Source organism: Pelodictyon clathratiforme (assembly GCF_982375515.1).
Genome location: NZ_OZ455102.1, coordinates 1,565,008 through 1,589,788 on the forward strand (window position 1 = coordinate 1,565,008; position 24,781 = coordinate 1,589,788).

Annotated in this window: 22 protein-coding genes; 8 read left to right on the forward strand and 14 right to left on the reverse strand. The window is 46.1% G+C overall.

The features are described from left to right. Nucleotides 1–28: 28 nt before the first annotated feature. Nucleotides 29–1,699 carry a S41 family peptidase gene (locus tag AC56AD_RS07560; protein ID WP_012508235.1) on the reverse strand — a complete coding sequence of 557 codons (1,671 nt, stop codon included), beginning with the start codon at nt 1,697–1,699 and terminating at the stop codon, nt 29–31. Nucleotides 1,700–2,472: 773 nt separating this feature from the next. Continuing rightward, nucleotides 2,473–2,955: a RidA family protein gene (locus tag AC56AD_RS07565; RefSeq protein WP_012508236.1), complete on the reverse strand. Its 483-nt coding sequence runs from the start codon at nt 2,953–2,955 to the stop codon at nt 2,473–2,475. Between the two features lie 181 nt (nt 2,956–3,136). Here AC56AD_RS07565 and AC56AD_RS07570 point away from each other — a divergent pair, with 181 nt between their 5' ends. From AC56AD_RS07570 to thiD, 3 genes are read left to right on the forward strand one after another with little or no spacing between them, the layout of a single operon-like run. Next, a complete protein-coding gene (locus AC56AD_RS07570) occupies nt 3,137–3,784 on the forward strand; it encodes a thiamine phosphate synthase (protein WP_012508237.1) in 648 nt (215 codons plus the stop codon). Then, nucleotides 3,781–4,404: a thiamine phosphate synthase gene (gene thiE / locus AC56AD_RS07575; protein ID WP_012508238.1), complete on the forward strand. Its 624-nt coding sequence runs from the start codon at nt 3,781–3,783 to the stop codon at nt 4,402–4,404. Before AC56AD_RS07570 ends, thiE begins: the two co-directional genes overlap by 4 nt. Next, nucleotides 4,401–5,216 carry a bifunctional hydroxymethylpyrimidine kinase/phosphomethylpyrimidine kinase gene (gene thiD / locus AC56AD_RS07580; RefSeq protein ID WP_012508239.1) on the forward strand — a complete coding sequence of 272 codons (816 nt, stop codon included), beginning with the start codon at nt 4,401–4,403 and terminating at the stop codon, nt 5,214–5,216. The genes thiE and thiD overlap by 4 nt, the downstream gene beginning before the upstream one ends. A gap of 1 nt (nt 5,217) precedes the next feature. Here the strand turns inward: thiD and AC56AD_RS07585 are convergent, their stop codons facing one another. The 5 genes from AC56AD_RS07585 to AC56AD_RS07605 are packed head-to-tail and all read right to left on the reverse strand — an operon-like array spanning nt 5,218 to nt 10,789. Beyond that, nucleotides 5,218–6,555, reverse strand: coding sequence for a UDP-glucose dehydrogenase family protein (locus AC56AD_RS07585; RefSeq protein WP_012508240.1), 1,338 nt, complete (start codon nt 6,553–6,555; stop codon nt 5,218–5,220). Nucleotides 6,556–6,594: 39 nt separating this feature from the next. Further along, a complete protein-coding gene (locus AC56AD_RS07590) occupies nt 6,595–7,446 on the reverse strand; it encodes a biogenesis of lysosome-related organelles complex 1 subunit 2 (protein ID WP_012508241.1) in 852 nt (283 codons plus the stop codon). Further along, complete coding sequence (locus AC56AD_RS07595; protein ID WP_012508242.1) at nt 7,428–8,132, reverse strand: esterase/lipase family protein; 705 nt, start codon at nt 8,130–8,132, stop codon at nt 7,428–7,430. Before AC56AD_RS07595 ends, AC56AD_RS07590 begins: the two co-directional genes overlap by 19 nt. A gap of 54 nt (nt 8,133–8,186) precedes the next feature. Then, nucleotides 8,187–9,698: a leucyl aminopeptidase gene (locus tag AC56AD_RS07600; protein ID WP_012508243.1), complete on the reverse strand. Its 1,512-nt coding sequence runs from the start codon at nt 9,696–9,698 to the stop codon at nt 8,187–8,189. Nucleotides 9,699–9,730: 32 nt separating this feature from the next. Beyond that, nucleotides 9,731–10,789, reverse strand: coding sequence for a DHH family phosphoesterase (locus tag AC56AD_RS07605; protein ID WP_012508244.1), 1,059 nt, complete (start codon nt 10,787–10,789; stop codon nt 9,731–9,733). A 532-nt stretch (nt 10,790–11,321) separates the two neighbouring features. On the opposite strand from AC56AD_RS07605, the gene rlmN reads away from it, so the two are divergent. From rlmN to priA, 4 genes are all read left to right on the forward strand, one after another. Beyond that, the gene (rlmN, locus tag AC56AD_RS07610) at nt 11,322–12,401 is read left to right on the forward strand and encodes a dual-specificity RNA methyltransferase RlmN (RefSeq protein WP_012508246.1); all 1,080 of its coding nucleotides are present in this window, start codon (nt 11,322–11,324) and stop codon (nt 12,399–12,401) included. 21 nt (nt 12,402–12,422) lie between these two features. Beyond that, a complete protein-coding gene (locus AC56AD_RS07615; RefSeq protein ID WP_012508247.1) occupies nt 12,423–13,208 on the forward strand; it encodes a hypothetical protein in 786 nt (261 codons plus the stop codon). Between the two features lie 11 nt (nt 13,209–13,219). Continuing rightward, complete coding sequence (adk, locus tag AC56AD_RS07620) at nt 13,220–13,876, forward strand: adenylate kinase (protein ID WP_012508248.1); 657 nt, start codon at nt 13,220–13,222, stop codon at nt 13,874–13,876. Between the two features lie 74 nt (nt 13,877–13,950). Beyond that, nucleotides 13,951–16,389, forward strand: coding sequence for a replication restart helicase PriA (gene priA, locus AC56AD_RS07625; protein ID WP_012508249.1), 2,439 nt, complete (start codon nt 13,951–13,953; stop codon nt 16,387–16,389). Nucleotides 16,390–16,484: 95 nt separating this feature from the next. Here the strand turns inward: priA and AC56AD_RS07630 are convergent, their stop codons facing one another. From AC56AD_RS07630 to AC56AD_RS07650, 5 genes are all read right to left on the reverse strand, one after another. After that, complete coding sequence (locus tag AC56AD_RS07630; RefSeq protein WP_012508250.1) at nt 16,485–16,871, reverse strand: hypothetical protein; 387 nt, start codon at nt 16,869–16,871, stop codon at nt 16,485–16,487. Between the two features lie 109 nt (nt 16,872–16,980). Beyond that, nucleotides 16,981–17,067 (reverse strand): sodium:proton antiporter, encoded by an 87-nt coding sequence (locus AC56AD_RS07635; protein ID WP_223294029.1) that lies wholly within the window; start codon nt 17,065–17,067, stop codon nt 16,981–16,983. A gap of 87 nt (nt 17,068–17,154) precedes the next feature. Then, complete coding sequence (locus tag AC56AD_RS07640; protein WP_012508251.1) at nt 17,155–19,038, reverse strand: chloride channel protein; 1,884 nt, start codon at nt 19,036–19,038, stop codon at nt 17,155–17,157. 141 nt (nt 19,039–19,179) lie between these two features. Further along, a complete protein-coding gene (gene pgi / locus AC56AD_RS07645; RefSeq protein ID WP_012508252.1) occupies nt 19,180–20,868 on the reverse strand; it encodes a glucose-6-phosphate isomerase in 1,689 nt (562 codons plus the stop codon). A 32-nt stretch (nt 20,869–20,900) separates the two neighbouring features. Further along, nucleotides 20,901–21,314, reverse strand: a complete 414-nt coding sequence (locus AC56AD_RS07650; RefSeq protein ID WP_150085631.1) for an ATP-binding protein — start codon at nt 21,312–21,314, stop codon at nt 20,901–20,903. Between the two features lie 274 nt (nt 21,315–21,588). On the opposite strand from AC56AD_RS07650, the gene AC56AD_RS07655 reads away from it, so the two are divergent. Further along, nucleotides 21,589–22,251: a TorF family putative porin gene (locus tag AC56AD_RS07655; RefSeq protein WP_012508254.1), complete on the forward strand. Its 663-nt coding sequence runs from the start codon at nt 21,589–21,591 to the stop codon at nt 22,249–22,251. Nucleotides 22,252–22,320: 69 nt separating this feature from the next. Here AC56AD_RS07655 and AC56AD_RS07660 read toward each other — a convergent pair whose 3' ends face one another. Beyond that, nucleotides 22,321–23,454, reverse strand: coding sequence for a hypothetical protein (locus AC56AD_RS07660; RefSeq protein WP_012508255.1), 1,134 nt, complete (start codon nt 23,452–23,454; stop codon nt 22,321–22,323). Between the two features lie 54 nt (nt 23,455–23,508). After that, entirely contained in the window at nt 23,509–24,561 is a 1,053-nt protein-coding gene (locus tag AC56AD_RS07665) for a 3-deoxy-7-phosphoheptulonate synthase (RefSeq protein WP_012508256.1), read from the reverse strand. Nucleotides 24,562–24,781: the final 220 nt, after the last annotated feature.

Here is a 24,781-nt window from a genome sequence, read left to right on the forward strand (position 1 = left end):
GGTTAAAAAAACAGAATCAAACCAACTTCTACCTGACCACCTGTGACGGCTGGGCGGCTGGCACAGTCACGGCTATCTTGACAACAGGATCAGCACTCTGCACCAGAAACCTGATCTGGCCTTCAGCTCCAAAAAGCTGATGAGCTATCCTCGACTTCACTGCACGCTCAATCTCTTTTCTTTCCCTGATAAAACCAGACCGGTCAAATGCGATTTTTTTTGCCTTGCAGCTCGTAATAACAAGAGACTCAAAACGGTTCTCCCCGGCATATTCTGCGATAAAGCGATCAAGCGAGGAACGATACCCCTGAGCAGCGCTCTGCGGATCGTCGAGAAGCCTTCGTGCAATATCATCAAAAGAGCCAGACTGGAACAGTCGCTGATAAAAATCGGAATAGGAGCTGGCTGTCACCCAATAATCAGGAATAACACCACCCGCATCCCTCAACGCTGCCAACCTGCCATTCCCCTTTTCCTTGCCGCCTGAAAGAGATGCCACCAATGAGGGCAGGGAAGAGGTTTTGTAGACAACAACATCGCCATTTTTTAGATACAACAAACTGTCGGGGTGTGCAAAGAGTTTCTGGGGAAGAATGTTTGTCATTGCATCCTCATAATAACGTTCACGTCCTGCCGAGCCCTTGTGATAAACCCTCTGAATCTGACGACCTGAAGGAGTATAATACCTTGAGACTGTCAAACGAAGAGCTGAGCCGTCAGAAAATGGAATCTGGCGCTGCACCAACCCTTTTCCGAAAGAGAGTTCACCGACGACGACGGCTCTTTTATTGTCCTGTAATGCTCCGGCAAGAATTTCAGAGGCCGAGGCGCTTCCTTTGTCGACCAGCACAATCAGATCCCCTTTTTCATAACCACCGCCAGACTTGGCAAGATAACGCTCCTCCTCCGCACCTCCGGCACGACTTTTTGTAAAAACAATCAACTTACCCTGTGACAGAAATTCATCAGCAACCTCAACCGCCTGTTCAAGAAATCCGCCAGGATTTCCGCGTAAATCAATCACAAGCCGCACCATCCCCTGCTGTTTCAAAGAGAGCAGTGCACTTCGAAATTCATCGGCTGTCGTTGCAATGAAACGGCTCACTCTAATATATCCAACCCGATTGCCAATCATAAACGCAGCATCGATACTTGATGTCGATATTTTACCCCTGGCCACAAGAAAATCCAATAACTTCCCGCTGAGAGGCCTGAGCACTTTTAAATGCACCTTCGTACCCCTGGTTCCTCTCAATTTTTTTAACACCTGCTGCGGAGTAATGCCGATTGCCGAAACAGAGTCAATGGCAATAATACGGTCTCCCGAAGAAATGCCCACCGAAGCACTCGGCCCCCCTGAAAGTGGAGTGACGACAAGCAGCGTATCATTGATCACGTCAAACTCTATACCGATACCGTCGAAATTACCATCGAATTCTGCCTGCGAATAGGAAACCTTTTCCGGCTCAAGGTAAACGGTATGAGGATCCAGATACTCAGCCATCCCCTGAATACCCGCACCCGCAAGACTGTCACCATTGACATCATCAACATAAAACTGTTTCATCAAGCCGTAAGCCTCAAGAATTTTTTTCTGCTTTTCAAATCGGTTCTCTCCACCTCCATTAAGCCTGACACCAAGATAAAAACCGAAAGCAAGCACAAAAAGCATCATAACGATGATCAATATTCGGGACATAGGGGATTGGTTTATTGCCAGAAAAAACATTCGCGATCATCTCCTGCATCGCAGTTTACCGATCATGAATCAAAATCACAAAAAAACATTGAGCAAGCAACAAACAGCTTCTCTCAAGAAGAACAAAACAGCAGAATAACAAAGACCTAAATCAGAATAACAAACATAAACTATTATCAATAAAGAAGATAAATAACAGAAAAAAAAGATAAAACGAAAAAATATAATCAAGACAAATACAGATTACTAACAAGAAAATTAACCCGATTTATCGATAAAATTTAATTCAAAAGACGAACGAATAGAACGAATATTACAAACAGAAAAACCTGATAAAACGAAATAGATCATATTATTAATAATCGTATAGGAAAAATAATAACAAAACCATAATTCTGATAAAATAAAAAATCTCTGCAGAATGAAAAAATTGATATAATATAGTAAAGTATGCTATATGCAAAAGTATTTAAAGTATTTCAATAAAAGAACTTATATTGATTATAGTAAAAATATTATTAATATATTTAGAAAAAATTAACAAGTTTCAATAAAAAAATTTATGTACCTTCTAAAGAAAATGCATATACAGTTATTTTAATATTTTATATTAATAAACCACAGTGATAATGAGTAATAAATCTATTTTCACTGTGGTTTTTTTTCTGGATATAAACTTAAGAAATTTGAGGTATACAGGCTGATAAAGCAGATTTATTAAGTTGTAATCAATAGATATAACTCTCTATATTATTGCATTTTATGGTGAGATATTATAATAATGATGCCGTATTATATTCAACAATAAGTTCAAGTTCAAGACTTGAATTCAGGGGCAATTCTGCAACACCTACCGCGCTTCTTGTATGACCACCCTTCTCTCCAAAAATCTCATGAAGTAATGAAGAAGCTCCGTTGGCAATGAGATGCTGGCTGGAAAAATTGTTTTTGCTGGCCACGTAAAGCGTGAGTTTTATAATCTGCTCAATACGGTCAAGCGTTCCGGTCACGGACTTAACCGCCGCGAGTGCATTGATCAGAGCAACCCTGGCGGCATAAACAGCTTCCTCTTTTCTCTCCTCATCAATCTTGCCCTTTCCCCCCGGCTCAATGAGTTTGCCATCAAAAAGAGGAAGTTGACCCGAAGTATAGACAAGATTGCCACTGCGCATCGCGGGCGAATAGAGACCAGCGACTGAGGCGGACTGAGGCAGCAAAAAGCCGGCCTTGATGATTTTTTCTTCGATGATACCCATAACAATAACGGTTTGAGAGGTTTTAATGACTGTTGTTACACACTTTTCGATCAGCAATTGCGTCAGGAAAACAGAGAGTAATAAAAGATATCAGGAAAATGAGCAAAAAGCTGAACAGGAGTTGTTGCGATTATGGTCAGAATTATTTATTGTCCATCACAACTCAAAGTATTTTAATAAGATGAAACACAATCGAAAAAAAGAGACTCCCCTTCCCCGCCTTCACCTCATCAGCAGTGGCAAGGAGAGTTCTGATACCAGCACACCTCTCCTGAATCAGCTCAGTCTCCTGCCCGGCTCTTTTCCCTGTATGGTTCAAATCCGCGAAAAACAGCTCAATGCAAAAGAGCTTTTGAATCTGGCACTGAAAGCCCGGGCAATCAAAGCTCCCGAAGGCACTCTTTTACTGATAAATGAACGTGCCGATATTGCCCTTGCTGCAGGACTTGATGGAGTGCATCTGCCGGAAAGTGGCTGTTCAGCCAGCAAACTTCGTCCTTTTACACCCGGCATGATCTATGGCTATAGTGTGCATTCTGCATCAGCTCTGCGCATGGCTGAAGAGTCCGGAGCTGATTACCTGCTTTTCGGTCCCGTATTCGACACACCCTCAAAAAGGAGATATGGGGCTCCTCAGGGTCTCGAAAAACTTGGCGCACTTTGCCGGAGCACCTCACTTCCGGTCTTTGCTCTTGGTGGCATATCACCCATGAATGCCAGGTTCTGCATGGACAAAGGCGCTTACGGAATAGCGGGCATCTCGCTCTTTCAAGAGCGTTCCCGACTTGCTGAAATCATCGAACAATTATATCTCCACTTGCATCCATGATTCCCTCTCCACCATTTCTCTGTGTTATAACCGATGAGGCGTTATGCCCCGTAACTCTTGCAGAACAAGCCCTCAAAGGGGGGGCTGCCATGATACAGTTGAGACATAAAACGGCATCAGGCAGCCAACTTTTCTCATGGGCTGTTGAAATAAGCAAACGCTGCCATCAATACCATGCACTCTGCATTATCAATGACCGTGTGGACATTGCCCTTGCAAGCAGCGCTGACGGTGTTCACCTCGGACAGCAGGACATGCCAGCCAGTACAGCCCGTAAACTGCTTGGAAAAATGGCCATTATCGGGGTTTCTGCATCTTCACCGGACGAGGCACGCCTGGCTGAACAAGAGGGGGCGGACTATATCGGATTTGGTCACATCTATCCAACCGCTTCAAAAGTGAAGGAATTTTCTCCAGTGGGAGTTGAAGCTCTTCGTAAAACAGCAGCCATTGTTTCCCTGCCCATTATTGCGATAGGAGGCATCACGATTGAAAACTCGGCTTCGCTCATCTCCTGCGGAGCATCCGGGGTTGCGGTCATTTCGGCAGTCAGCAAGGCTAACGATCCCTCCAAAGCAGCACATGAACTCCTTTGCGCAATACAGGGGAGAGAAGCATGAGAACATCCTATAAGACCATACTCACTCTTGCAGGCTCTGACGGTAGCGGTGGCGCTGGCATCCAGGCAGATATCAAGACGTTTGCTGCCCTTGAGTGCTATGGTTTATCGGTCATAACCGCTCTGACAGCCCAAAACACAATGGGGGTACATGCGATATACCCCGTCTCGGAAGCATGCGTTGCCACACAGTTCAGAGCTATTGCCTCAGATATTGCGATTGATGCCGTAAAAATAGGAATGCTGGGAAGTGCTGAGATGATAACGGTCGTTGCCTCATTGCTCAAAGAGCTGAAAGGAAAACCACCCATCATTCTTGACACCGTTCTTGGCTCTTCCGGAGGCGCCCCCCTTCTTCCTCCGGATGCGCTCCCCATTCTGAAGGCAAAGCTCTTCCCTCTCTCATCACTGATTACACCAAACCTGCCAGAAACTGCCCTGCTGACGGATATGAAGCTTCCTCTCTCAACTCCGGAATCTATTGAGGCGGCGGCAATGAAGCTGCAGCAAGCAGGAGCGGCTTCGGTTCTCATCAAGGGGGGGCATGGAGAGGAGGAGCATTGCAGCGACTGCCTTCTCCATAACAATCGTTTTTTCTGGTTCAGCTCAAAAAAAATCCTGACCAACAACACCCATGGCACCGGATGTACCCTCTCATCAGCCATTGCCGCATTCATGGCCAGAGGAGAAACAACAGAGAATGCCGTGGGAAAAGCAAAAGCCTATCTCAATAATGCCCTGCAGGCAGGGGCCGACTACCATTTTGGCAGTGGAAGCGGCCCCCTGCACCATCTTTACAGACTCTGGAGATAAATCAGGAAACTCCCCTCGGTGGCCGACCTATGGAGTAATAGGTAAAGCCTGACTGCTCCATAAATTCAGGACTGTAGATATTTCTTCCGTCAAAAACAACCGGATGCGCAAGATCTCGTTTGATCATCTCAAAATCGGGACTGCGGAACACAAGCCACTCCGTGAGTACAACAAGAGCATCTGAACCTTTTATGGCTTCTTCCGGGTTTGAGGCATAAAAAATATCGTCATGTTCGCCATATATCCTTCTAACCTCATCCATGGCAACCGGATCATAAACCCTTACCCTGGCGCCATCACTCAGAAGCTCTTCAATAACCCTGCGGCTGGGAGCTTCACGCATATCATCGGTATTCGGCTTAAAAGCGAGTCCCCAGATAGCGAAAACAGAGCCCTTGATACCATCAGTGAAATGGCCCCTTATCTTTCTGACAATACTGCTTTTCTGGTCATGATTAACCGCCTCGACAGCCTGAAGAATCCGTGAATGATACCCATGCTTGTGTGCTGTTCTTTCAAGCGCCTGCACATCCTTGGGAAAACAGGAACCGCCATAACCAATCCCTGGGTAAATAAATGAGAACCCGATCCTCGAATCAGAACCGATACCTTTCCTTACTGCTTCCACGTCAGCACCGACCCGCTCGGCGATGTTGGCAATCTCATTCATGAAACTGATTTTTGTTGCAAGCATGGCGTTGGCCGCGTATTTGGTCAATTCGGCAGAACGGACATCCATAGCAATAAAACGCTCATGACTGCGATTGAACGGAGAGTAGAGAAAACGAAGAAGCTCCCGGGTGCGAGGATTATCGACACCAACAACAATCCGTTCAGGTTTCATGAAATCATTGACGGCATCACCCTCTTTGAGAAACTCGGGATTTGAGACTACATCGTAATCAATATCCACATTTCTTTCCACAAGAACCGAACCTATTTTTTCCCGCACAAGGTCGGCTGTACCAACCGGCACTGTCGATTTATTGATGACAATCCTGTACTCTTGCATGTAGGTGCCAATGCTTTCAGCAACACTGAGAACATGTCGCAAATCAGCCGAACCATCCTCATCAGGAGGAGTACCTACCGCAATGAACTGGTAAAGTCCAAACTCAACACCTTCACGAAGATCCGTCGTAAAACGCAAACGACCTTCCTTGATGTTTTCAGCAACGATTTCATCAAGACCGGGCTCATGGATAGGAATCTTGCCCGAATTGAGAGCATCAATCTTCCGCTGGTCAATATCGACACAGAGAACATCATTACCGACTTCCGCAAAACAGGCTCCGGTAACAAGCCCGACATAACCTGATCCAAATATGGTTATTTTCATAAAAATGCAAACATGATTAAAAGGTACAGTAGTATCTCGTCACTCCTCAATGACAATCACAAGACAGCGTGATTTTTGCCAGAAAGCGCTCTCATCACGAACAAGAAGCAGTGATGAAGTCTTCCCCCCGACAAGTTCATAAGAACCGACGGTATGAGGTGTTATAATTTTCAGTTTTTTGAGCGGCTTGTCAAAAAAGAGATCTCTTGTTTCTGTGATATCAACCTTTTTGAACAGCCTGATATTAAAGTCGGAAGCAAGCCGATACTCACTGCCGAACAACTTCTCAAGTGGATTGATACGAACCAGGACCCCTTTGGTCACAAGTTCATCAAAGGTACCGGAAATATAATAGGCTGTGTAGAGCTGAACCTCCTGATCCTGAATAAACTCGTCAAGGACATCGACGGTTGTCAGCAATGATGAAATCTGCTTGTCCAACTTCTGCACATGGCCCTTGAGCGCATTGACCTCCCTGTCCTTGGCGTTTATTGCAAGTTTCAACTCGGAAACAAGCCGATCAAGAGAATCGACACGATAGGATGACGAACGGTTCTCCTCTTCGAGTTTCCGGATAAGCTTTTTACTTGCAACCAGCGAAGAATCGATAAACCGGATACTGGCCGCGATATCCTTGCCAATTTCCTCCACAGTTGCAGTGTCCCGACCCTCAATTCCGGAAGAAAGGCGTTCAACAACAGCCTCTTTCTGCTGAATCCGGCCAAGATTCTTCTGAACCTGGGCAAGAATAGCCATCATTGATTCGACATGCTCCTGCCGCGGATCCTGCTTTTGCTTTTCCTGATTGCATGACGACAGAATCAAGATGAAGACAAAAAAAACAATCCCGGCAACCCTGATCCGGCTATCCCTTACAGCCATTGAATCCATTGTTCAACCCCTTCTTTTGTTCCATACCATCTGGTATGCGGTGTTGGAAGATGTTCTGCATCTGCAATAGTAACATTTTCAGCACCTTCAAGAAAACAGCTTTTTGCAGGAACAATGCCGTCCCCCTTTACATTGCCATCTTCCTGAACGCTTTGATAAAACTTATAGCACATTTTTTCGACAAAACTTCCCTGATGGTTTCCATGATACTTATCACTGACGACAGATACAACACGACAACGCTCAAAAAAATCCTTTTGCAGATGCCGGAAAATAAAATCGGTCTTTATCTTGGCATAATACTCATGCGTATGGAACGGCGTTCCAAGGGTAACCAGCTTTCCGACTTGATTTCCGGTACGATAAACATCACCCTGAAAAGATTTTTCAAGCAGGTAGATCATCGCAACCGTACCCCCGCCGCTATGAGCCACAAGTGTCACCGGCTCATCGGGAAATTTCCTTTTCATAGCCCTGACAGCCCGGTCAACGGCCTTCATCACCCCATTCGTTGATTTTTCGGGTGATGGAGGAAATCCTATCCAGTCAAGAAGATTTACCGGAGCAACAACAACTCTCTCTTTGGAAATATACCCAGCAAGCACCTCTTTCATGGTGTCATAGAGGCTATCCCAGAAAAGCACACCGGGAATGATCACTACAGGGTTTTGCGATACGTCCTTCATGATAGTTCAGATGGTTGATGTACTGCCGACATGTTCATTATGCAACACTCTCTTTCAAGCCCATTTTTTCAATACCTCAACAAGCAGGCTGACGCCAAAACCTGTTCCGCCGTTCACCTTGCCTGCACTCTTCGATGCAAACGATGGCCCGGCTATATCAATATGTGCCCAATTTTTATGCCCATCAATGAATTTCTCAAGAAATTTGGCTGCAGTAATCGTCCCGGCACCTCGTCCTCCAGTATTGTTAACATCGGCAACATCCGACTTTATCTGCTCAGCATAAAGATCCCAGAGCGGCAAACGCCAAACCTTTTCACCCGACTGCTGACCTGCCTGATAAATTGCATCCGCCAGCTTGTCGTCGTTGCTGAAAAAACCGGCCACAGCATAACCAAGAGCTACAATACAGGCGCCAGTCAGCGTTGCAACATCAATAATCACATCCGGTTTATACTTCTCTTTCCCGTAGGAGAGTGCGTCAGCAAGGATCAGCCGGCCTTCAGCATCAGTATTGCCAACCTCCACCGTAATACCTGAATAGGTGGTGATGACATCTCCTGGCTGTTGTGCCGTACCACTCGGCATATTGTCGGTAGCCGGAATCAACCCGATAAGGTGCAGGGGAAGGCGGAGACGGGCTGCAGCCTCAACCGCTCCCAACACACTGGCCGCACCTGCCATATCAGACTTCATCTCACCCATGTTTTCGGATGGTTTGATCGAAATGCCGCCGGAATCAAAGGTAACCCCCTTCCCGACAAGGGCAACAACGGCCTTGACCTCTCCTTTGGGCTTGTAGTCAAGAATCGTAAACGTCGGAGGATGATGACTGCCCTTATTTACGGCAAGCAGGCCACCCATACCAAGAGCCTCTATCTCCTTTTTTTCAAAGACAGTTACATCATAGCCATATTTTTTGCCAGACTCCGCTGCCGCTTCCGCAATATCCGTTGCATGCAGATAGTTCCCTGGCAGATTCACCATATCCCTGACCATTTTCTGGCACGAACCAAGAATCTCTCCCTCGGCAACACCCTTCTCACTCTCCTCAAAGGCGCTATCCTCAACACTCAGAAGAAGCTCGTCAATCCCTTTCGACTTCTCGCCAGCCTCCTTTTTATCGAGTTTACCACTTTTCAGACGATCAAACCGATATGAGCCCGCAAAACAGCCCTCAACAAAAGCGGCAGCAAGCGTTGATACACTCTGCCCCGTCACAACTGCGAGCGCTGCAATACCCGAACAATCAACAGCAATTTTTCCAATCTTCATATCCACAGCTCTGGAGGACAAAGAAACTGCGGCCTTACGCCAGTCATCAAGGGTTACCTTCTCTCCAAGCCCGAGCAGTGCAATCCTGACGGCTGAACACTTTTCAGCTTCTCCATAGACAACAACAAGCTCGCCTGCATCTCCCTTGAAATCTTTCAAAACCTGCTGATCAATCCCCAACGCAGAAAGCCTCTCTCCGGCCTCTTTTTTCAGCTCACCACTGCTGAACGGCAATGCAAGAAACTCGCACTCCAAACTGGCAAGATCACTTTTTGTTACTGATAATTTCATAGCTCAACCAATCGATATTAACAATATGACATTTAATCTATCTGATTTTTAAGGAACAGTCGCAGATCTTCAAGCAATACCATCTGAGCCTTGTCAGAAGAGAACTGAAAAAGACATCCTGCGGCATTCATATGGCCACCGCCCCCATATTTTTTTGCAAACTGATTGACATAGATCCTGCCCCGCGACCTGAAACTCGCCTTGGTTCTGCCATCCTGCATCTCAACAATCAGCACCGCAACACGAACCGAAGGAACACTGAGAAGATAACGAATGATCAGATCGGTATCGAACAATTTGCTTCCGGTAGCCTTGATCATATCCTGCGAAATAAATAACCACGAAATATCACCATCATCAAGAATGGTGATCGCACTCAGGGCAGCGCCAAGCAGTTTAAGCGCCGAGGTCGTCAACGAATTGTAGATTCGGTCATAAATTTCCGAAGCATCAGCCCCCTTGCTCACAAGATCTCCGGCAAGCTGATAAACATAGGGAGTCGTTTTGGGAAACCTGAAAGAGCCCGTATCCGTCATGACAGCAACATAGAGCGCTTCGGCAACTTCCGGGGTAAACAGCTCACGACCCAATCGCTCCTGGAGCGCATAAATCAAACCATAAACGAGTTCACCAGTCGATGATGCATAACTTTCACACACCATGACATCGGTAAAATCATCCGGTTCGAGATGATGATCAACACAGACGATTTTCAGTGCGCCAAGCTCTTTGGCAAAACTGACATGAGGCCAGAGCGAGCCCATCCTGTCATGCAGATTGGCATCAAGCAGCACAACAACATCACAGAGCGAAAGCTCCTGAATAGCCTCTTCGCTCTTCTTGTCAAAAAGGGTTATGGGATAGAGCTTCTTTAAAAACTGGTAATTCGGAGGGACTTCCGTTGGATTGACGATAGCAACCTCTTTGCCCATCGCCTTCAGCACCCTTGCAAGTGCAACCTCACTGCCAAGACCGTCACCATCAGAGTTTTCATGAGTTGTAAGAACAAAATGCTGACCTTCAAGCAGCGCATCGATGACCGGAGACCATTCCTCGGCACTAAGCGTCCGACCATACTGTGGTACTATCATTAGTTGGTTGTAATTTTAAAAAAAATCAGCGCTCACTCCGAGCTTTTCTCCCCGTTGACTGTCCGTTCCGTGTACGCGGGGAACGTTCACAAAGATAAAAGATAAAAAGAGAAAACAGGGAGAATATTTTTTTTGTTCCCGCCCCTCTCCAATATGCATGTTATACGTCTCCCAGGCATTCGGTACAAAACGGCCTACTGCAACCGTGTTCTCAAGAAAAAAATGCCCTGTACAAAAAACACCAGCGGGCTCAGTTTATCAGCGCTGATCTGCGTTTGCTCGATATCCGGAATTTTATCTTCATTGGAGGAGGGATGAACGGCGCCAGAGGTATGCTTTATAAAACTCCTTTCCGGTAAATTGCGCGAAGAAGCTTATTTTGTATGCATAATTCTCAGGATGAACTACCTTCCCCTGTAAAGGAAAGGCAAAGACACCTGCTGTCCGCACTTTTTTTACCTGAGCCACCGCTGGTGGTTCCGGAACATCCTGATCAATCACCTTTTTTTATCTATAAATAATATCTCTTTCGATGAGCGAGCAACAGCAAAATATAACGGATCTGACCCTCACAGAACTCCAGCAGGCATTGAGTTTGCTTGGGGAACCAGCATTCAGGGCTACCCAGATACATCAATGGCTTTTCAGCCACCATGCAGCAAGTTTTGAGGAGATGACCATCCTGAGTCTCGCTTTGCGCAAAAAGCTTTCTGAAAGTTTTTCAATTCACCCGTTAAAGCGCGTTGAGCATCAGGAGTGCTTTGAAGAGGATTGCGAAAGTCCGACAGAAAAAATTCTGCTGGAACTGCAGGACAAAAGCAGGGTGGAAAGCGTCCTGATTGCAACGGAGAACCGAAGAACTGCCTGTGTTTCGTCACAGATTGGTTGCCCGCTGCAATGCCCCTTCTGTGCAACAGGACAAATGGGGTTCCGGCGTAATCTCACTGCTGGTGAAATTACTGGTCAAATCTACGCGCTTAACGAACTGGTCGGCGCAAAAGAGCCCGGCAAAAGCCTCACCAACATTGTCTTTATGGGAATGGGTGAACCGCTGTTGAACACTGGTAACGTTATAGAGGCTATCGAAACCCTCAGCACGAGAAATTACCGTTTTTGCCTGTCACAGAAACGAATAACCATTTCAACAGTTGGAGTAATCCCGGAAATCCAGCGACTTGGAAAATCGGGAATGAAAACAAAACTTGCAGTCTCGCTTCATGCTGCCGATCAACAGAAACGGGAATCACTCATGCCCATTGCTTCCCGGCAATACCCGCTCAAAGAACTGGGAACGGCACTGTCTGAATACACTCAGTCAACAGGAATGCCCGTCACCATTGTCTATCTGCTCCTCAAAGGGATCAACGACTCTCTGGATGATGCAAAAATGCTCGCACGATTTTCAAAAACCTTTTTATGCAAAATAAATTTGATTGATTACAATTCAATCATTAATATTAAATTCAAGCCTGTTTACAGTGCAACCCGAGACATGTTCCAGCAATACCTTATTAATTCAGGACTGCATGTCACGATCAGAAAAAGTTACGGCACAACCATTAATGCGGCATGCGGCCAACTGGCAACAGCCAGCATGCAGAACCCGCAATAATCTCTAACCGTCTTAAGAATCATGGAGTTGATCGATTTTATTCCTTTCAGAAGTGAATTTACCAAAGCATATCATGGCCTTACCACCAATGCAACGCACACCTCGGAAAAGCCTGTTTTCAGTGAATTAAGAGTACGTCGGTACGACAAACCTATCGACGAAATCTCGGAGTTTATTCTCAATAAAATTGAGCGCTGGATCGGCTGGAACCTGATTAGCGAAAAAACAACCGTCGGCGGCATGACTGCCATTCGTGCTGATGTGAGCTCGTTTATCCTCTTCGGCATGAAAATCAACGTTACCTTCGGACTGCTTGAGGAGAAGGATATCAATGGTCACCCCATCACTACAGTAAATGCCAAGGCTGAAACCAATATCGAGTCGAGGGGAGACCTTGGCGAAAGTCGCAGGGCTATCAGGATGATACTTGGTGCAATGGATTTCGAATACAGAACAGAGTTGATTACCGAAGAGGACTACCAATATCGCTCTCTGGATACGAAAGGATCTGCAGCAGCTTCGCAGCAGATTTTTAATGATGCGCAATTGCAACAGCACAAACCCTCTCCTGGCAATGCCAAAGCCACAACAATTGAATTCAAAAAAAAACCTGCTATACAGACAATCCAGCTCAAGCCTGCCGCTAAACATGATGAAACCACTCTTACCGCCTCACCGCTTTCACTTTCAGGCGATGAAATGCTGAATGAATCAGCAGCAAGCGCCCCCCCAGAGAGTGTGACCGCTGAGGAAACAAGGCCGCAAAAGCCAAAAATCATGATTGTTACAACAAAAAAAACCCTATAAGCACAAGTTTGATGAGAATTATTCTACTGGGAGCACCAGGGGTCGGCAAAGGAACGCAGTCAAACTATATTTCAAAAACCTTCGGCATACCTCAGATATCGACTGGCGACATGTTGCGTTCAGCGGTAAAAGCTGGAACGCCTCTTGGTGTCGCTGCAAAAAAAGTAATGGACAGTGGTCAACTCGTCTCAGATGAAATTATTATTGCTCTCGTCAAAGAGCGCCTGACAAAGAGTGACTGTTCCAATGGATGCCTTTTCGATGGGTTTCCGCGCACACTTACCCAGGCTGAAGCGTTGAGAAAAGATGGTATCCACATCGACTATATTGTTGAAATCGATGTTGAGGATAAAGAGATTATCGAGCGAATGAGTGGTCGTCGTGTACACCTTGCTTCCGGAAGAACCTACCATGTGAGCTTCAATCCACCAAAAACAGTGGATATTGACGATGAAACCGGAGAACCCCTGACCCAAAGAGAGGACGATCGGGAAGAGACCGTAAAAAAACGGCTTGAAATCTATCACGCTCAAACCGAACCGCTGATCGCTTACTACCTTGATTTGTCACACAACGGTGATCTTGACGCTCCCACCTACTTCAAAATTGAAGGGAAAGGAAAGGTAGAGGATATCCGCGACAGGATTCTTGAGGCGCTTATGGTCTGAAAAATCAACCAATCAAAGAGTCCGAAATTAAAAAAGTCAGTATCGAAGTTACTGGCTTTTTTTAATTCACCATCATGCAAGTACTGACAGGCGCAGACAAATTATTCCAGGGAGAACCTTTTGTTGCTACCGTTTCCGATTCTCTGAAACAGGACATCCTGCCCGGATGTATGGTTCTGCTTTCAGCAAAAAAGGGAAACGGACGAGTTGCGATCGGCTACATTCTGGCTCTCATGCCCTTCGAAAGTGAAGAGGTGCCCACCATTGAGATCCTGGACGTACTCCATGGCGGACGTCCAGTCCTGAACCCGGCTCTGATGCAACTTACCGAATGGATGGCCGATTATTATCTCACAAGAAGAATCGACACCCTGATGGCCGCCCTGCCCGCAGCAGTCCGTACAACGGTTCATGATGTCGTTGAAATCAAACATTTTACGCTTAATGCCGAAGCGCCAAAAGTCATCAATACGGCACTTCGGCGTGCCATCATGCAATTGATGATTCGGGAAAAACGACTTACTGTTCATCAACTGCAGCAGCGCATCGGCAGGAAACAACTTTATCGCACCCTTTCAGAACTTGAGCGGGGCGGGCACCTGCAGCTCACAAAAAGGTTTTCATCCACAAAAGCCAAACAAAAGAGCTGTTATCGGCTGAGTCTATCCTTACCGGAAAACGCAGAAGAGAGCCTGAAAAACTCCCCGAAACAGCTTGAAGCCATCAAAATTCTGGCCTCTTTCGGCAACACCTTTGCTTTTGCAGAAACCATTGGCAGCTCAAGGGAGACGCTCAATGCCCTTGTAAAAAAAGGGTTTGTTGAAAAATCACAAATGGCTGTCACAAGCCACTTCACGACAGGCTTTTCGGAAACTCCACAATCCACAAAAACACCAACGGCTTCACAGCAAAAAGCTCTTGAGCAACTGACTCATGCTGTTACCCAGGAGGAATACAAGACCTTCCTGCTTCACGGAGTGACCGGAAGCGGAAAAACCCTGATCTATATCGAACTGCTGAAAAAAGTTCTTGCAGCAGGAAAAACGGCTATTGTGCTGGTACCTGAAATAGCCCTGACCCCCCAGACTGCAGGCCGATTTCGTGAACATTTTCATGATGACATCACCATTCTGCACAGCGCCATGAGCAACCAGGAAAAATATGATGCCTGGCATAGTCTTCGCCTCGGAAAAACAAAAATTGCCCTTGGCGCCCGCTCAACCATCTTCGCTCCACTTGAAAACCTCGGAGCAATCATTGTTGACGAAGAGCATGACAGCGCATACAAGCAGGATCGTAATCCCCGCTACCATGCTCGCGATACAGCAATCATGAGGGCAATGTTCAGCAAGGCGATCTGCGTACTCGGATCAGCGACACCCTCGTTCGAATCCTATAACAACGCAGTCAAGGGCAAGTACACCCTTATCAATCTCCCGGAACGAGTTGATGGAGCAACCATGCCCGCCATCACGCTTGTCTGGATGAAAGGCAGTCCCAAAGCTTCAGCATCCATTTCAGAACTCCTTTACAGTCAGATTGCACTTCGTCTTGAAAAAAATGAACAGGTCATTCTTCTGCAAAACAGAAGAGGATTTGCCGGCAGCATCTTCTGTCTTGCCTGTGGTCATATCCCTCTTTGCCCCTTCTGCAATATCCCACTGGTCTACCATGCGACCCCGAAACAGCTTCGCTGCCACTATTGCGGTCACGCCATTCACTTCACGGAATCGTGCATGAAGTGTTCATCGTCTAATCTGTTTTATAAAAGCAGTGGCACCGAACGCATTGAAGAAGAGCTGCAAACCCTCTTCCCTGAAGAAAAAATTCTCCGCATGGATGTCGACACCACCTCCGCAAAAGGCTCTCATGGCAGAATTCTTAAAGAATTTCACGACCGCAAAGCCCGTATTCTGCTGGGTACGCAAATGGTTGCAAAAGGGCTTGATTTTCCGGCAGTCACTCTTGTCGGGGTTCTGATGGCTGATATCGGACTGAATATTCCGGACTTTCGGGCTTCAGAGAGGACATTTTCCCTGCTCACCCAGGTGGCCGGACGTGCAGGACGCTCTTCCCTGCCGGGTGAAGTCTATTTCCAGGTTTATAACATGGAAAACGATGTTTTTACCGCTCTTTTGCAGAAAGAGAGGAGCTATGAAAAGTTTTTTCTGCAGGAAAGCGCTCTAAGAAAGGAGCTTCACTACCCTCCTGCATCCCGACTCATAAAATTCGAATGCAGTGCAGAAGAAGAAAATCAGGCTGAAGCGGCGGCGCTCTATTGCAAAAAAAGTCTTGAATTGCAACTACCAGCAGAAAAAGGTAGGGTTCTTGGGCCGGCACCTGCCGGTATTGCAAAAATAAGAGGCCGGTATCGCTACCATATCCTCGTCAAACTCTTCGACGGCAAACTCTCACCACCATTCATCAAGCAGATGAGCGACGACATCATCGCCCGCTTCCGCTCCTCAGGAGTGCTGTTCAGTATTGATGTCGATCCCCAGAATCTCATGTAGCAACCAGCTTGTTTGAGATCCCATTCTGATGTGGTTACCTTGAGCGGCTCTTCACCTCTGTACGGTATCTCTTTTTTTATTGCTCCGCAGAGTTACTAAAGATCATAAGGATCATCGATAATTTCAAAAACAATCTCTTTCTGGTGATCCGGAAATCCAATTCTGATGTAATGGATGTTTTCACTTTTGAAGATATCTGCGCCTTTTTCTGCTGCCCTCAGAATGATGTGACCTTTATGATGACCGAGCTCTTTTGAAAGGTCGTTCCATTTTCTGAACACGATATTGGTATACGACTCCCCCTCTCTGACCGCTAACAGATCGCTCTCCGAAAGATCAACTATCAGCTCCGGAACTGCAAGCAACGACATCTCCTTGCCAATCCAGATAGAAATAATTTCACAGTGAAACGGCAGGAAAACAGCGTTTTTGACAACAAATCCCTTTTCTGCATTCCTGACAGCATCAAAAAAGCTTTTCATGAGGCTTGAGTGTTTATAATTATTAACCGACGACAACTATAAGCAAAACAATAGTAACCATAATAACAACGGATATTGGCAAAAGGACAGGCAAGGCATCGTTAGAGACTTACGCCAGAAAATCAGGACACTCTACATCTGCCTGAGCTGCAATATTTTTACCCATGAAGTTTGGTGCATTACCGATATACATCATTGCTCAAAAAAAGAGTGTTGCCAAAGAAATTGCCAGGAGACAAATGGCTGATGATACCTCCCCCTGTACCGGAGATCCATTGTGGTATCAGCTTTTATGACTCTCATACTGATCAGACCCATAGAGATTGACCTGTTTGCGATAATACGCAAAAGCCTCTTCCTGACGAACCACTCCAAGCAGCTTTCCCTCACCAGAATCAAGAACCGGCAACAGGTCATAATCGGAGATCTCAAAAAGCTTGAGCGCCTCATCAAGCTTTGAGCTTTCATAGAGCACTGGAACATCTTTTTTTACAATATCTTCGGCAATCAATCCCACAAGAAAATCTTCCTTGAGAAGAATTCTCATCTCATTGAGACTGATAATACCTGAAAACAAGCTGTGCTCATTGGTGACAAGAAAAGTTGACTCAGGTGTATTGAAGAATACATCAATCATGTTTGTCGCACTCTCTGAATCTCTGAATTGTACGTAGTCTGTTTTCATGACTTCGGAAATGCTGATATGCTCGGCAACCGACAAGGCAATGCCGAAGCCGACCCTGACTCCCTCCTTTTCAAGGACATAGCTTTCCATGGTATGGCGGTAGGCAAGCCGTGCAATAAGAGAGGAGGTTACGGCAGCAAACATGATCGGTAGCACAATCTCGTACTGGCCTGTTATTTCAAAGAGAATAAGGATGACGGTCAACGGGGCTCTCATGACTCCTGCCGTCAACGCCCCCATACCGACAAGAGCATAGGCTCCTGAGGTTGCCGTTATTGCGGGAAACAACATATGCACAAGCGTACCAAACATCCCTCCGAGCATGGCCCCCATTTTCATGGCTGGTGCAAACATCCCTCCCGAGCCTCCGGAACCAATACTGAAACCGGCAACAACCGGTTTGAGAAAATAGATACCGATCATGTTGCTCCAGCTTTCATGACCATTGACAGCATGATTAATGGCCTCATAAGAAAATCCATAGAGTCCGGGAAGCCACATGCAGATCAGTCCACTCATGAGGCCACCAATAGCCGGCATGGCCCATATGGGGATCTTCCATCGTTTTTCGATTCTGCCAAACCACTCCTCAATTGCATAGTAAATCTTGATGAACATAACAGCCGAGAGCCCTGCAAGAATGCCAAGTAAACAATAAAAAAGGAGTTCCGTATTTGATACAAGGGAGTATTCATGAACCTGAAAAGTCGGAGAGTTCCCGAGAAAGCTTCTTGAAAGGACAGTTCCGATAACTGCTGCGATAACAATGGGACTGAATGTTTTGACACTGAAATCTCCAAGTAGTACCTCGATAGCAAACATGACGCCACCAATCGGAGCATTGAAAACGGCCGCAAGACCGGCTGCTGCTCCACAGCCGAGAAGCGTACGGGTTTTGTTCGGCGAAAAGCGAAGCATCTGAGCTACCGTAGAACCGATTGCTGCACCAACCTGAACAATCGGAGCTTCACGTCCACCGCCACCTCCCGTACCGATGCTCAAAACAGAGGTTATGCTTTTATGAATCCACAATTTCCGGTTAATAACACCATCATTCTGGGCAACAGCCTTGATCACTGAAGCAAGACCATGTCCGGGCCGTGCTTTTACAATAAATGCATTGTAGAGGCCGACAAATAGCCCCCCTGCTGCTGGTATGAAGGGAAGAAAGAAGATCCAGTATTTGTCGATAAATGGAGCTTTGTCAAAAGATCGAAGAGCGGTAAAACTGATGGCGCTGATCGTCATGATGGCATCGTGAAAAATGACGGCAACATATCCGGTCATAAGACCAACGCCTACAGCAACAAAAAGGAACGGAATATCCTGGGTCAGATTAAGCTGAACAAGAAAAGAATCGAGGGTAAGGCGAAAAAACTGCTGTGAAGTACCCTTGAAATATCGGCTTCGCCTGAAAATACTGTAGAAAAAAGCTAATACCTTTCTGCTGAGACTCCCTTTCATGCGAGGTGACAGTTTCATTACTCAATATGCTAAAAAACGAATGCAACCCGGTGACAAAACCCCTGAAACCCCAACATTCAAAATAAGGTCGGGTTTTAGCACCAAAACTTCAAAGCCGCCTTTTCATCAGGCGGCTTTGTTTTTTTAGAAGTACAGGTTTTACTCAGGATCAAAAAATGAGAGTTGTGAACTTACCGATTGGCTATCACTCACCTTGAAGTCACGATAGGCATTGATAAGAGCGTTGGTCGAACTGTCGTGGCAGGAGATGGTTTCACTCCCCTGAATTTCAGGGAAAATAGCCTTGGCAAGCTGTTTGCCAAGTTCGACACCCCACTGGTCAAAAGAGTTGACACCCCAGATAATCCCCTGCACAAAAACCTTATGCTCATACATGGCGATGAGAGCACCAAGGGAATAAGGATTGAGTTCCTTGAGCAGAATCGTATTTGTCGGACGATTTCCAGGAAAAACCTTATGCGGCAACAGCATGTTCATTTCGGAATCATCACATCCAGCCGCATCGAGTTCCTGACGCACCTCCTGCTCATTTTTGCCTCTCATGAGCGCTTCGGTCTGTGCAAAACAGTTTGCAAGAAGGATATCATGATGCTCCCCTATCGGGTTTTGGGTTTTAAGCGGCACAATAAAATCTGCCGGAATAAAATTGGGGCTCTGATGGAGCAACTGAAAAAATGCGTGCTGTGAATTCGTGCCTGGTTCACCCCAGATCACCGGACCGGTTGCATACTCAACCATGTTGCCAGCAAGATCAACCCTCTTGCCATTACTTTCCATATCAAGCTGCTGCAGATAGGCTGGAAAGCGGTGCAGATACTGGTCGTAGGGAATAACTGCGTGAGATGAGACATCGAAAAAATTATTGTACCAGACTCCAAGCAAAGCAAGGAGAATCGGGATATTGCCTTCAAGAGGCGACTGACGGAAATGCTCATCCATCGCACAGGCTCCATTGAGGAGCTCCTGAAAACGGTCAAAACCGAGAAAAAGTGCTATTGAAAGCCCTATTGAAGACCAGAGAGAATAACGCCCGCCAACCCAATCCCAGAACCTGAACATGTTCGCATCATCAATACCGAACTCCACCACCTTTGAACGGTTGGTTGAAACCGCCACAAAGTGCTTTGCAATATGTGATCTCTCGACAGCATGAGTCAAAAACCATGCACGGGCGCTCATGGCATTGGTAAGCGTCTCCTGGGTCGTAAATGTTTTTGAGGCAATAATGAAGAGCGTCGTTTCCGGATTGAGCTTTTTCAGCGTCTCACTGATATGGGTTCCATCAATATTGGAGACAAAATGCACCTGAAGATGGCCATGTGCAAAAGGACGGAGCGCTTCGGTTACCATACAGGGGCCGAGGTCAGAGCCACCGATACCGATATTGACCACGTCGGTCATACGCTTTCCGGTATACCCCTTCCACGAGCCAGAAATAACCCTCTCACAACAATCCTTCATCTGAACGAGCACATCAGCAATTTCTGTTGAAAGATCGAGACCGTCAACAACAAGCGAATATCCTGGTGGTCTGCGAAGAGCAGTATGGAGCACTGCACGGTTTTCGGTGCGATTGATTGGAGCGCCATCAAACATCTCATCACGTCTTTTTTCAAGCTCAACACTGCGGGCAAGATCCAGAAGCAGTTCCATCGTACGAGAAGTGATCCTGTTTTTTGAATAGTCAAGCATCAGTTCGCCCCACTGAAGAGAAAATTGTTCAAAACGATTACCACCGTCCTGAAACATCTCCCGCATATGAAGTGTTTCAATCTCCTGCTTGTGTAATAAAAGAGCATTCCAGACTTCGCTTCGTGACAGACCCATGTGTTGAATTTGTTTACCTGTTTATAAATTTTTTACTGCCATGAGGGACGATAACGCAGAGTCAGCAACCATCCATCACCATCACGCTCACATGCAATAATCTCAGCAATGCTTCGGATAATATACAAGCCTCTCCCTGATAACCGGAAAAGATTCCGGGGATCAACCGGATTTGGCAATGCATCCAAATTAAACCCGTTTCCACAATCCCTGACAGAGGCCAGGAGCACTTCGGCAGAAGCAGTGAGTGAAATGGAGACATTCAAGTCCTCCCGCTCTTTATTACCATGCTTGACCGCATTGACAAAGGCCTCCTTCATGGTAAGCTGCAGCTCTTCAAAAAAAAGGGTGCTGTATCCCTCATCTTGCGAAAACAAGGCAACAAACCTGTACAATACTTCGTATGCTGAAGAGTTGCCCTGCAGCATAATGTCAGCTCGCCTCATGATACGCTTATCTGTTACGGTAAAATCGGAATATACGCAATGAATGTACAATGAAGCGAGCGTCCGAACAAACCCGAAAAAGAGGGCTGTGCATTATTTTGTTAAGCAAAAAGTAAAAAAAGCCTGATTTATCTCCCTCATTTGCAATATTTTATTAGTTTTCTATATTAGGTGTCAATGTTTTCTTTAAGAACTCAATCTTGTTTCAGGAAGAGAAAAAAAGAAGACAACTGATTAACACAACAACACAACCAATAAAACCAGGAGCAGGTCAATGAAAAAAGCAGTAAAATTATTAAGCCTCGCAGTAGCACTTTTTGCTGGACTCGGCAATACCGCCCAGGCAGCAGGATTTAAAATCGGCGCAGACGTCGTCAGCAGTTACGTCTTTAGAGGTACCGAATTTGGTAATTCAGTAGCCATTCAGCCAGCCCTTTCCTACACCTGCCCGACAACCGGTATTATTGTTGGCGCATGGGGTTCCTATGCTGTCAGTGAAGATGCGGGCAACAGACACAAGGAGATTGATCTTTATGCAACGCTGCCGGTAGGTCCACTCAGCTTCACTGTAACCGATTATAATTCACCTGATGGCGGCGATTCATTTGATTTCAGTGATGATGGTTCCAACGTGGTTGAACTCAGCGTTGGCTATACAAAAGACAATCTCAGCCTTCTGGCCGCAATCAACGTCGCTGGACTTGATACCGATAATGCAAAATACTGCGAAGCCGGCTACAAGTTCTACGACAAGGATGGCTATACGGCAAAAGGCGTTGTGGGATTAGGTGATGAAGATTTCTATGGCGATGGTGATGGAGACAATATCGCTCTTGTCAACACCGGTATATCGGTTTCCAAAGACCGCTTCACTGCATCGTACATCTACAACCCTGACACCGCTAAATCAAACCTTGTCTTTATGGCATCGTTCTGAACCCGGTTCCCGAAACAAAAAAAGGAGGCTTTCTCAAAAGGCCTCCTTTTTTTTATACCTGCCATTGAGCTAAATATCTGCTTCGTAAATAACATACTCTTTATAAGGTGTACCGCCAATCACCTTTGCAAGCTTGCTCATAGCTTCATTGGCTTTGAGTATCCAGCTCATCTCACTTGCATGAACCCCGTGCTGACCGCCATAATCAGCAATTTCGGCATTCATGATACTGTCAACACCCTTGTTGCGATATTCAGGCAGCACACCCATCACAATAGTGCGCACCATAGTAATTTTTCGACTGTACCAGAGATATTTCAGAAGACCAATGGGTGAAAAGGGGTTGCCATTTACATGCCTGAGAGCCTGATTGACATCGGGAAGCGAGAGTGAAAAACCGATCGTACGCTTGTTACGATCCTCAACAAAAAAGATGTAGTGAGGATTTGCAAGAGGCTTGAGACTTTTACCAAGAAAATAGAACTCCTTGTCGGTCATCGGAACAAAACCCCAGTTTTTCTCCCAGGCCTTGTTATAAATCTCCCGCATACGATCAACTTCCCGGTCAAAATCCTTCATGTTCATGGTACGTATGGTCAATCCTTCCCGCTTCTTGACATGCTCTGATATACGGCGCAGACGCTCGATATCAATACTCTCCTGATCGATATACCAGGCAAGAAGCTCCTGACCGATATGATGGCCGTATTTCAAAACAAGATCATTGTAATAGGGGGGATTGTAGAGCATGAGGAAAACTGGCGAACTGTCATATCCTCTTGTCAACATACCGCACTGATCGTTCATGGATGGACTCACCGGTCCACGCATGGCATTGAGTCCCCTCTTTTTGAGCCACCCTGCCGCTGCGCCAAACAAGGCGTCAGCAACACCCTGGTCATTGATACACTCAAAAAAACCCCAGAAGCCAACCTTGTCTTCATGAACTGCATTATGGCGACGATTCTCAATCGCGGCAATGGTGCCCGCCATAACGCCATCTTTCCAGGCAGTAAAGAGGGCTAATTCGGCATGATCATAGAGGGGAAAAAGCTTGGTATCGAGTGTTTTCATGTAATCCTCAATAACCGGCGGCACCCAATACTTATTGAGTTCAGGACTCTTGCGGTAAATCTGCCACGCAAAAGTGATAAACTGTTTTCGCTCTTTTTTATTCTGAACCTGTCGAATCTCAATGGCCATAGAACCCCTCACTCGATAAATTTGTCAGACGCGGAACGGTCTCTCAAAGCTGACTTACTGAAAAAGCTTGCGCATTACAGCGGCCCCCTCACGGAGCATGCGTTCTGTCTCTTCCCATGACAGACATTCATCAGTAATGGAAACCCCATATCTCAGCTTGTCAGGATCCTCGGGGAAAGGTTGGTTGCCACAATAGAGATTACTCTCAATCATGACACCAACGATACTTTTGTTACCCTCGGTTTTCTGTTTGAGAATATTATCCCAGACAGTAAGCTGTTGCTCATGTTTTTTGCCTGAATTGGCATGACTGCAATCAACAAGAAGTGACGGCTCAAGACCGGACTTGCCAATCCATGACTCTGCGACAGCAATACTTGCTGCATCATAATTTGGTTTCTCTCCACCCCGCAACACAAGATGCCCAAAGGGGTTCCCTTTCGTTGTAATGACACTGCTGTGTCCTTCCTGATCAATACCAAGGAAACTGTGGGGATGCATTGCTGAACGGATCGCATCAACGGCAACGTTAAGTCGGCCATCCGTAGAGTTTTTGAAACCGACCGGCATGGAAAGTCCGCTGGCCATCTGCCGATGAGTCTGTGATTCAATAGTCCGAGCCCCAATTGCGGCCCAACTCACCAGATCTGCAACATACTGAGGCGATATGGGATCAAGAAATTCAGTCGCGGACGGCAAACCCATTTCATTGATTTCAAGCAGAAGCTTTCGGGCATGAAACAGACCATGCTCTATATCGTAGGTATCATCAAGATGAGGATCGTTGATAAACCCTTTCCAGCCAATAGTCGTACGTGGTTTTTCAAAATAAACCCGCATCATGATGCAGAGATCATGCTGGAGTTCCGTGCGCAATACGGACAGTTTTGAGGCATACTCCCGAGCGGCATCCATATCATGGATTGAACAGGGACCGACAATCACCAGCATTCTTGAATCCTTGCCAGTCAATATATTTTCAACTTCACGACGTCCAGCCGTTACTGTCGCGGCAACCTTCTCACCAACCGGCAGCATCTCCTTCAGTGCCCTTGGGGAAGCAAGACGAATAATACGCGAAACTCTTAAATCATGTAACTGTTCCATTCTTTCTACAGCAATAATAACATCATAAGGATTTACTTGAGGCAAGATAAAAAAACCACACGAATATCATGAGCATCCATGTCTATAAATTCATCAAAATGGTACACAGAAAAAATCTCTGTTTTTTTATGCAATCATTTATGTATGCTGCTCGTCGCGACAAGATTTCTTTAATCGAATAGCCTCAAAAAAAATATATTATACCAGTAAATAGCAAAGG

What these genes read in the sequence shown, in the direction of transcription:
- AC56AD_RS07560 (WP_012508235.1), bottom strand. Translation starts at nt 1,699, where the DNA reads ATGTCCCGAATATTGATCATCGTTATGATGCTTTTTGTGCTTGCTTTC.
- AC56AD_RS07565 (WP_012508236.1), bottom strand. Translation starts at nt 2,955, where the DNA reads ATGGGTATCATCGAAGAAAAAATCATCAAGGCCGGCTTTTTGCTGCCT.
- AC56AD_RS07570 (WP_012508237.1), top strand. Translation starts at nt 3,137, where the DNA reads ATGAAACACAATCGAAAAAAAGAGACTCCCCTTCCCCGCCTTCACCTC.
- thiE (WP_012508238.1), top strand. Translation starts at nt 3,781, where the DNA reads ATGATTCCCTCTCCACCATTTCTCTGTGTTATAACCGATGAGGCGTTA.
- thiD (WP_012508239.1), top strand. Translation starts at nt 4,401, where the DNA reads ATGAGAACATCCTATAAGACCATACTCACTCTTGCAGGCTCTGACGGT.
- AC56AD_RS07585 (WP_012508240.1), bottom strand. Translation starts at nt 6,555, where the DNA reads ATGAAAATAACCATATTTGGATCAGGTTATGTCGGGCTTGTTACCGGA.
- AC56AD_RS07590 (WP_012508241.1), bottom strand. Translation starts at nt 7,446, where the DNA reads ATGGATTCAATGGCTGTAAGGGATAGCCGGATCAGGGTTGCCGGGATT.
- AC56AD_RS07595 (WP_012508242.1), bottom strand. Translation starts at nt 8,132, where the DNA reads ATGAAGGACGTATCGCAAAACCCTGTAGTGATCATTCCCGGTGTGCTT.
- AC56AD_RS07600 (WP_012508243.1), bottom strand. Translation starts at nt 9,698, where the DNA reads ATGAAATTATCAGTAACAAAAAGTGATCTTGCCAGTTTGGAGTGCGAG.
- AC56AD_RS07605 (WP_012508244.1), bottom strand. Translation starts at nt 10,789, where the DNA reads ATGATAGTACCACAGTATGGTCGGACGCTTAGTGCCGAGGAATGGTCT.
- rlmN (WP_012508246.1), top strand. Translation starts at nt 11,322, where the DNA reads ATGAGCGAGCAACAGCAAAATATAACGGATCTGACCCTCACAGAACTC.
- AC56AD_RS07615 (WP_012508247.1), top strand. Translation starts at nt 12,423, where the DNA reads ATGGAGTTGATCGATTTTATTCCTTTCAGAAGTGAATTTACCAAAGCA.
- adk (WP_012508248.1), top strand. Translation starts at nt 13,220, where the DNA reads ATGAGAATTATTCTACTGGGAGCACCAGGGGTCGGCAAAGGAACGCAG.
- priA (WP_012508249.1), top strand. Translation starts at nt 13,951, where the DNA reads ATGCAAGTACTGACAGGCGCAGACAAATTATTCCAGGGAGAACCTTTT.
- AC56AD_RS07630 (WP_012508250.1), bottom strand. Translation starts at nt 16,871, where the DNA reads ATGAAAAGCTTTTTTGATGCTGTCAGGAATGCAGAAAAGGGATTTGTT.
- AC56AD_RS07635 (WP_223294029.1), bottom strand. Translation starts at nt 17,067, where the DNA reads ATGATGTATATCGGTAATGCACCAAACTTCATGGGTAAAAATATTGCA.
- AC56AD_RS07640 (WP_012508251.1), bottom strand. Translation starts at nt 19,038, where the DNA reads ATGAAACTGTCACCTCGCATGAAAGGGAGTCTCAGCAGAAAGGTATTA.
- pgi (WP_012508252.1), bottom strand. Translation starts at nt 20,868, where the DNA reads ATGGGTCTGTCACGAAGCGAAGTCTGGAATGCTCTTTTATTACACAAG.
- AC56AD_RS07650 (WP_150085631.1), bottom strand. Translation starts at nt 21,314, where the DNA reads ATGAGGCGAGCTGACATTATGCTGCAGGGCAACTCTTCAGCATACGAA.
- AC56AD_RS07655 (WP_012508254.1), top strand. Translation starts at nt 21,589, where the DNA reads ATGAAAAAAGCAGTAAAATTATTAAGCCTCGCAGTAGCACTTTTTGCT.
- AC56AD_RS07660 (WP_012508255.1), bottom strand. Translation starts at nt 23,454, where the DNA reads ATGGCCATTGAGATTCGACAGGTTCAGAATAAAAAAGAGCGAAAACAG.
- AC56AD_RS07665 (WP_012508256.1), bottom strand. Translation starts at nt 24,561, where the DNA reads ATGGAACAGTTACATGATTTAAGAGTTTCGCGTATTATTCGTCTTGCT.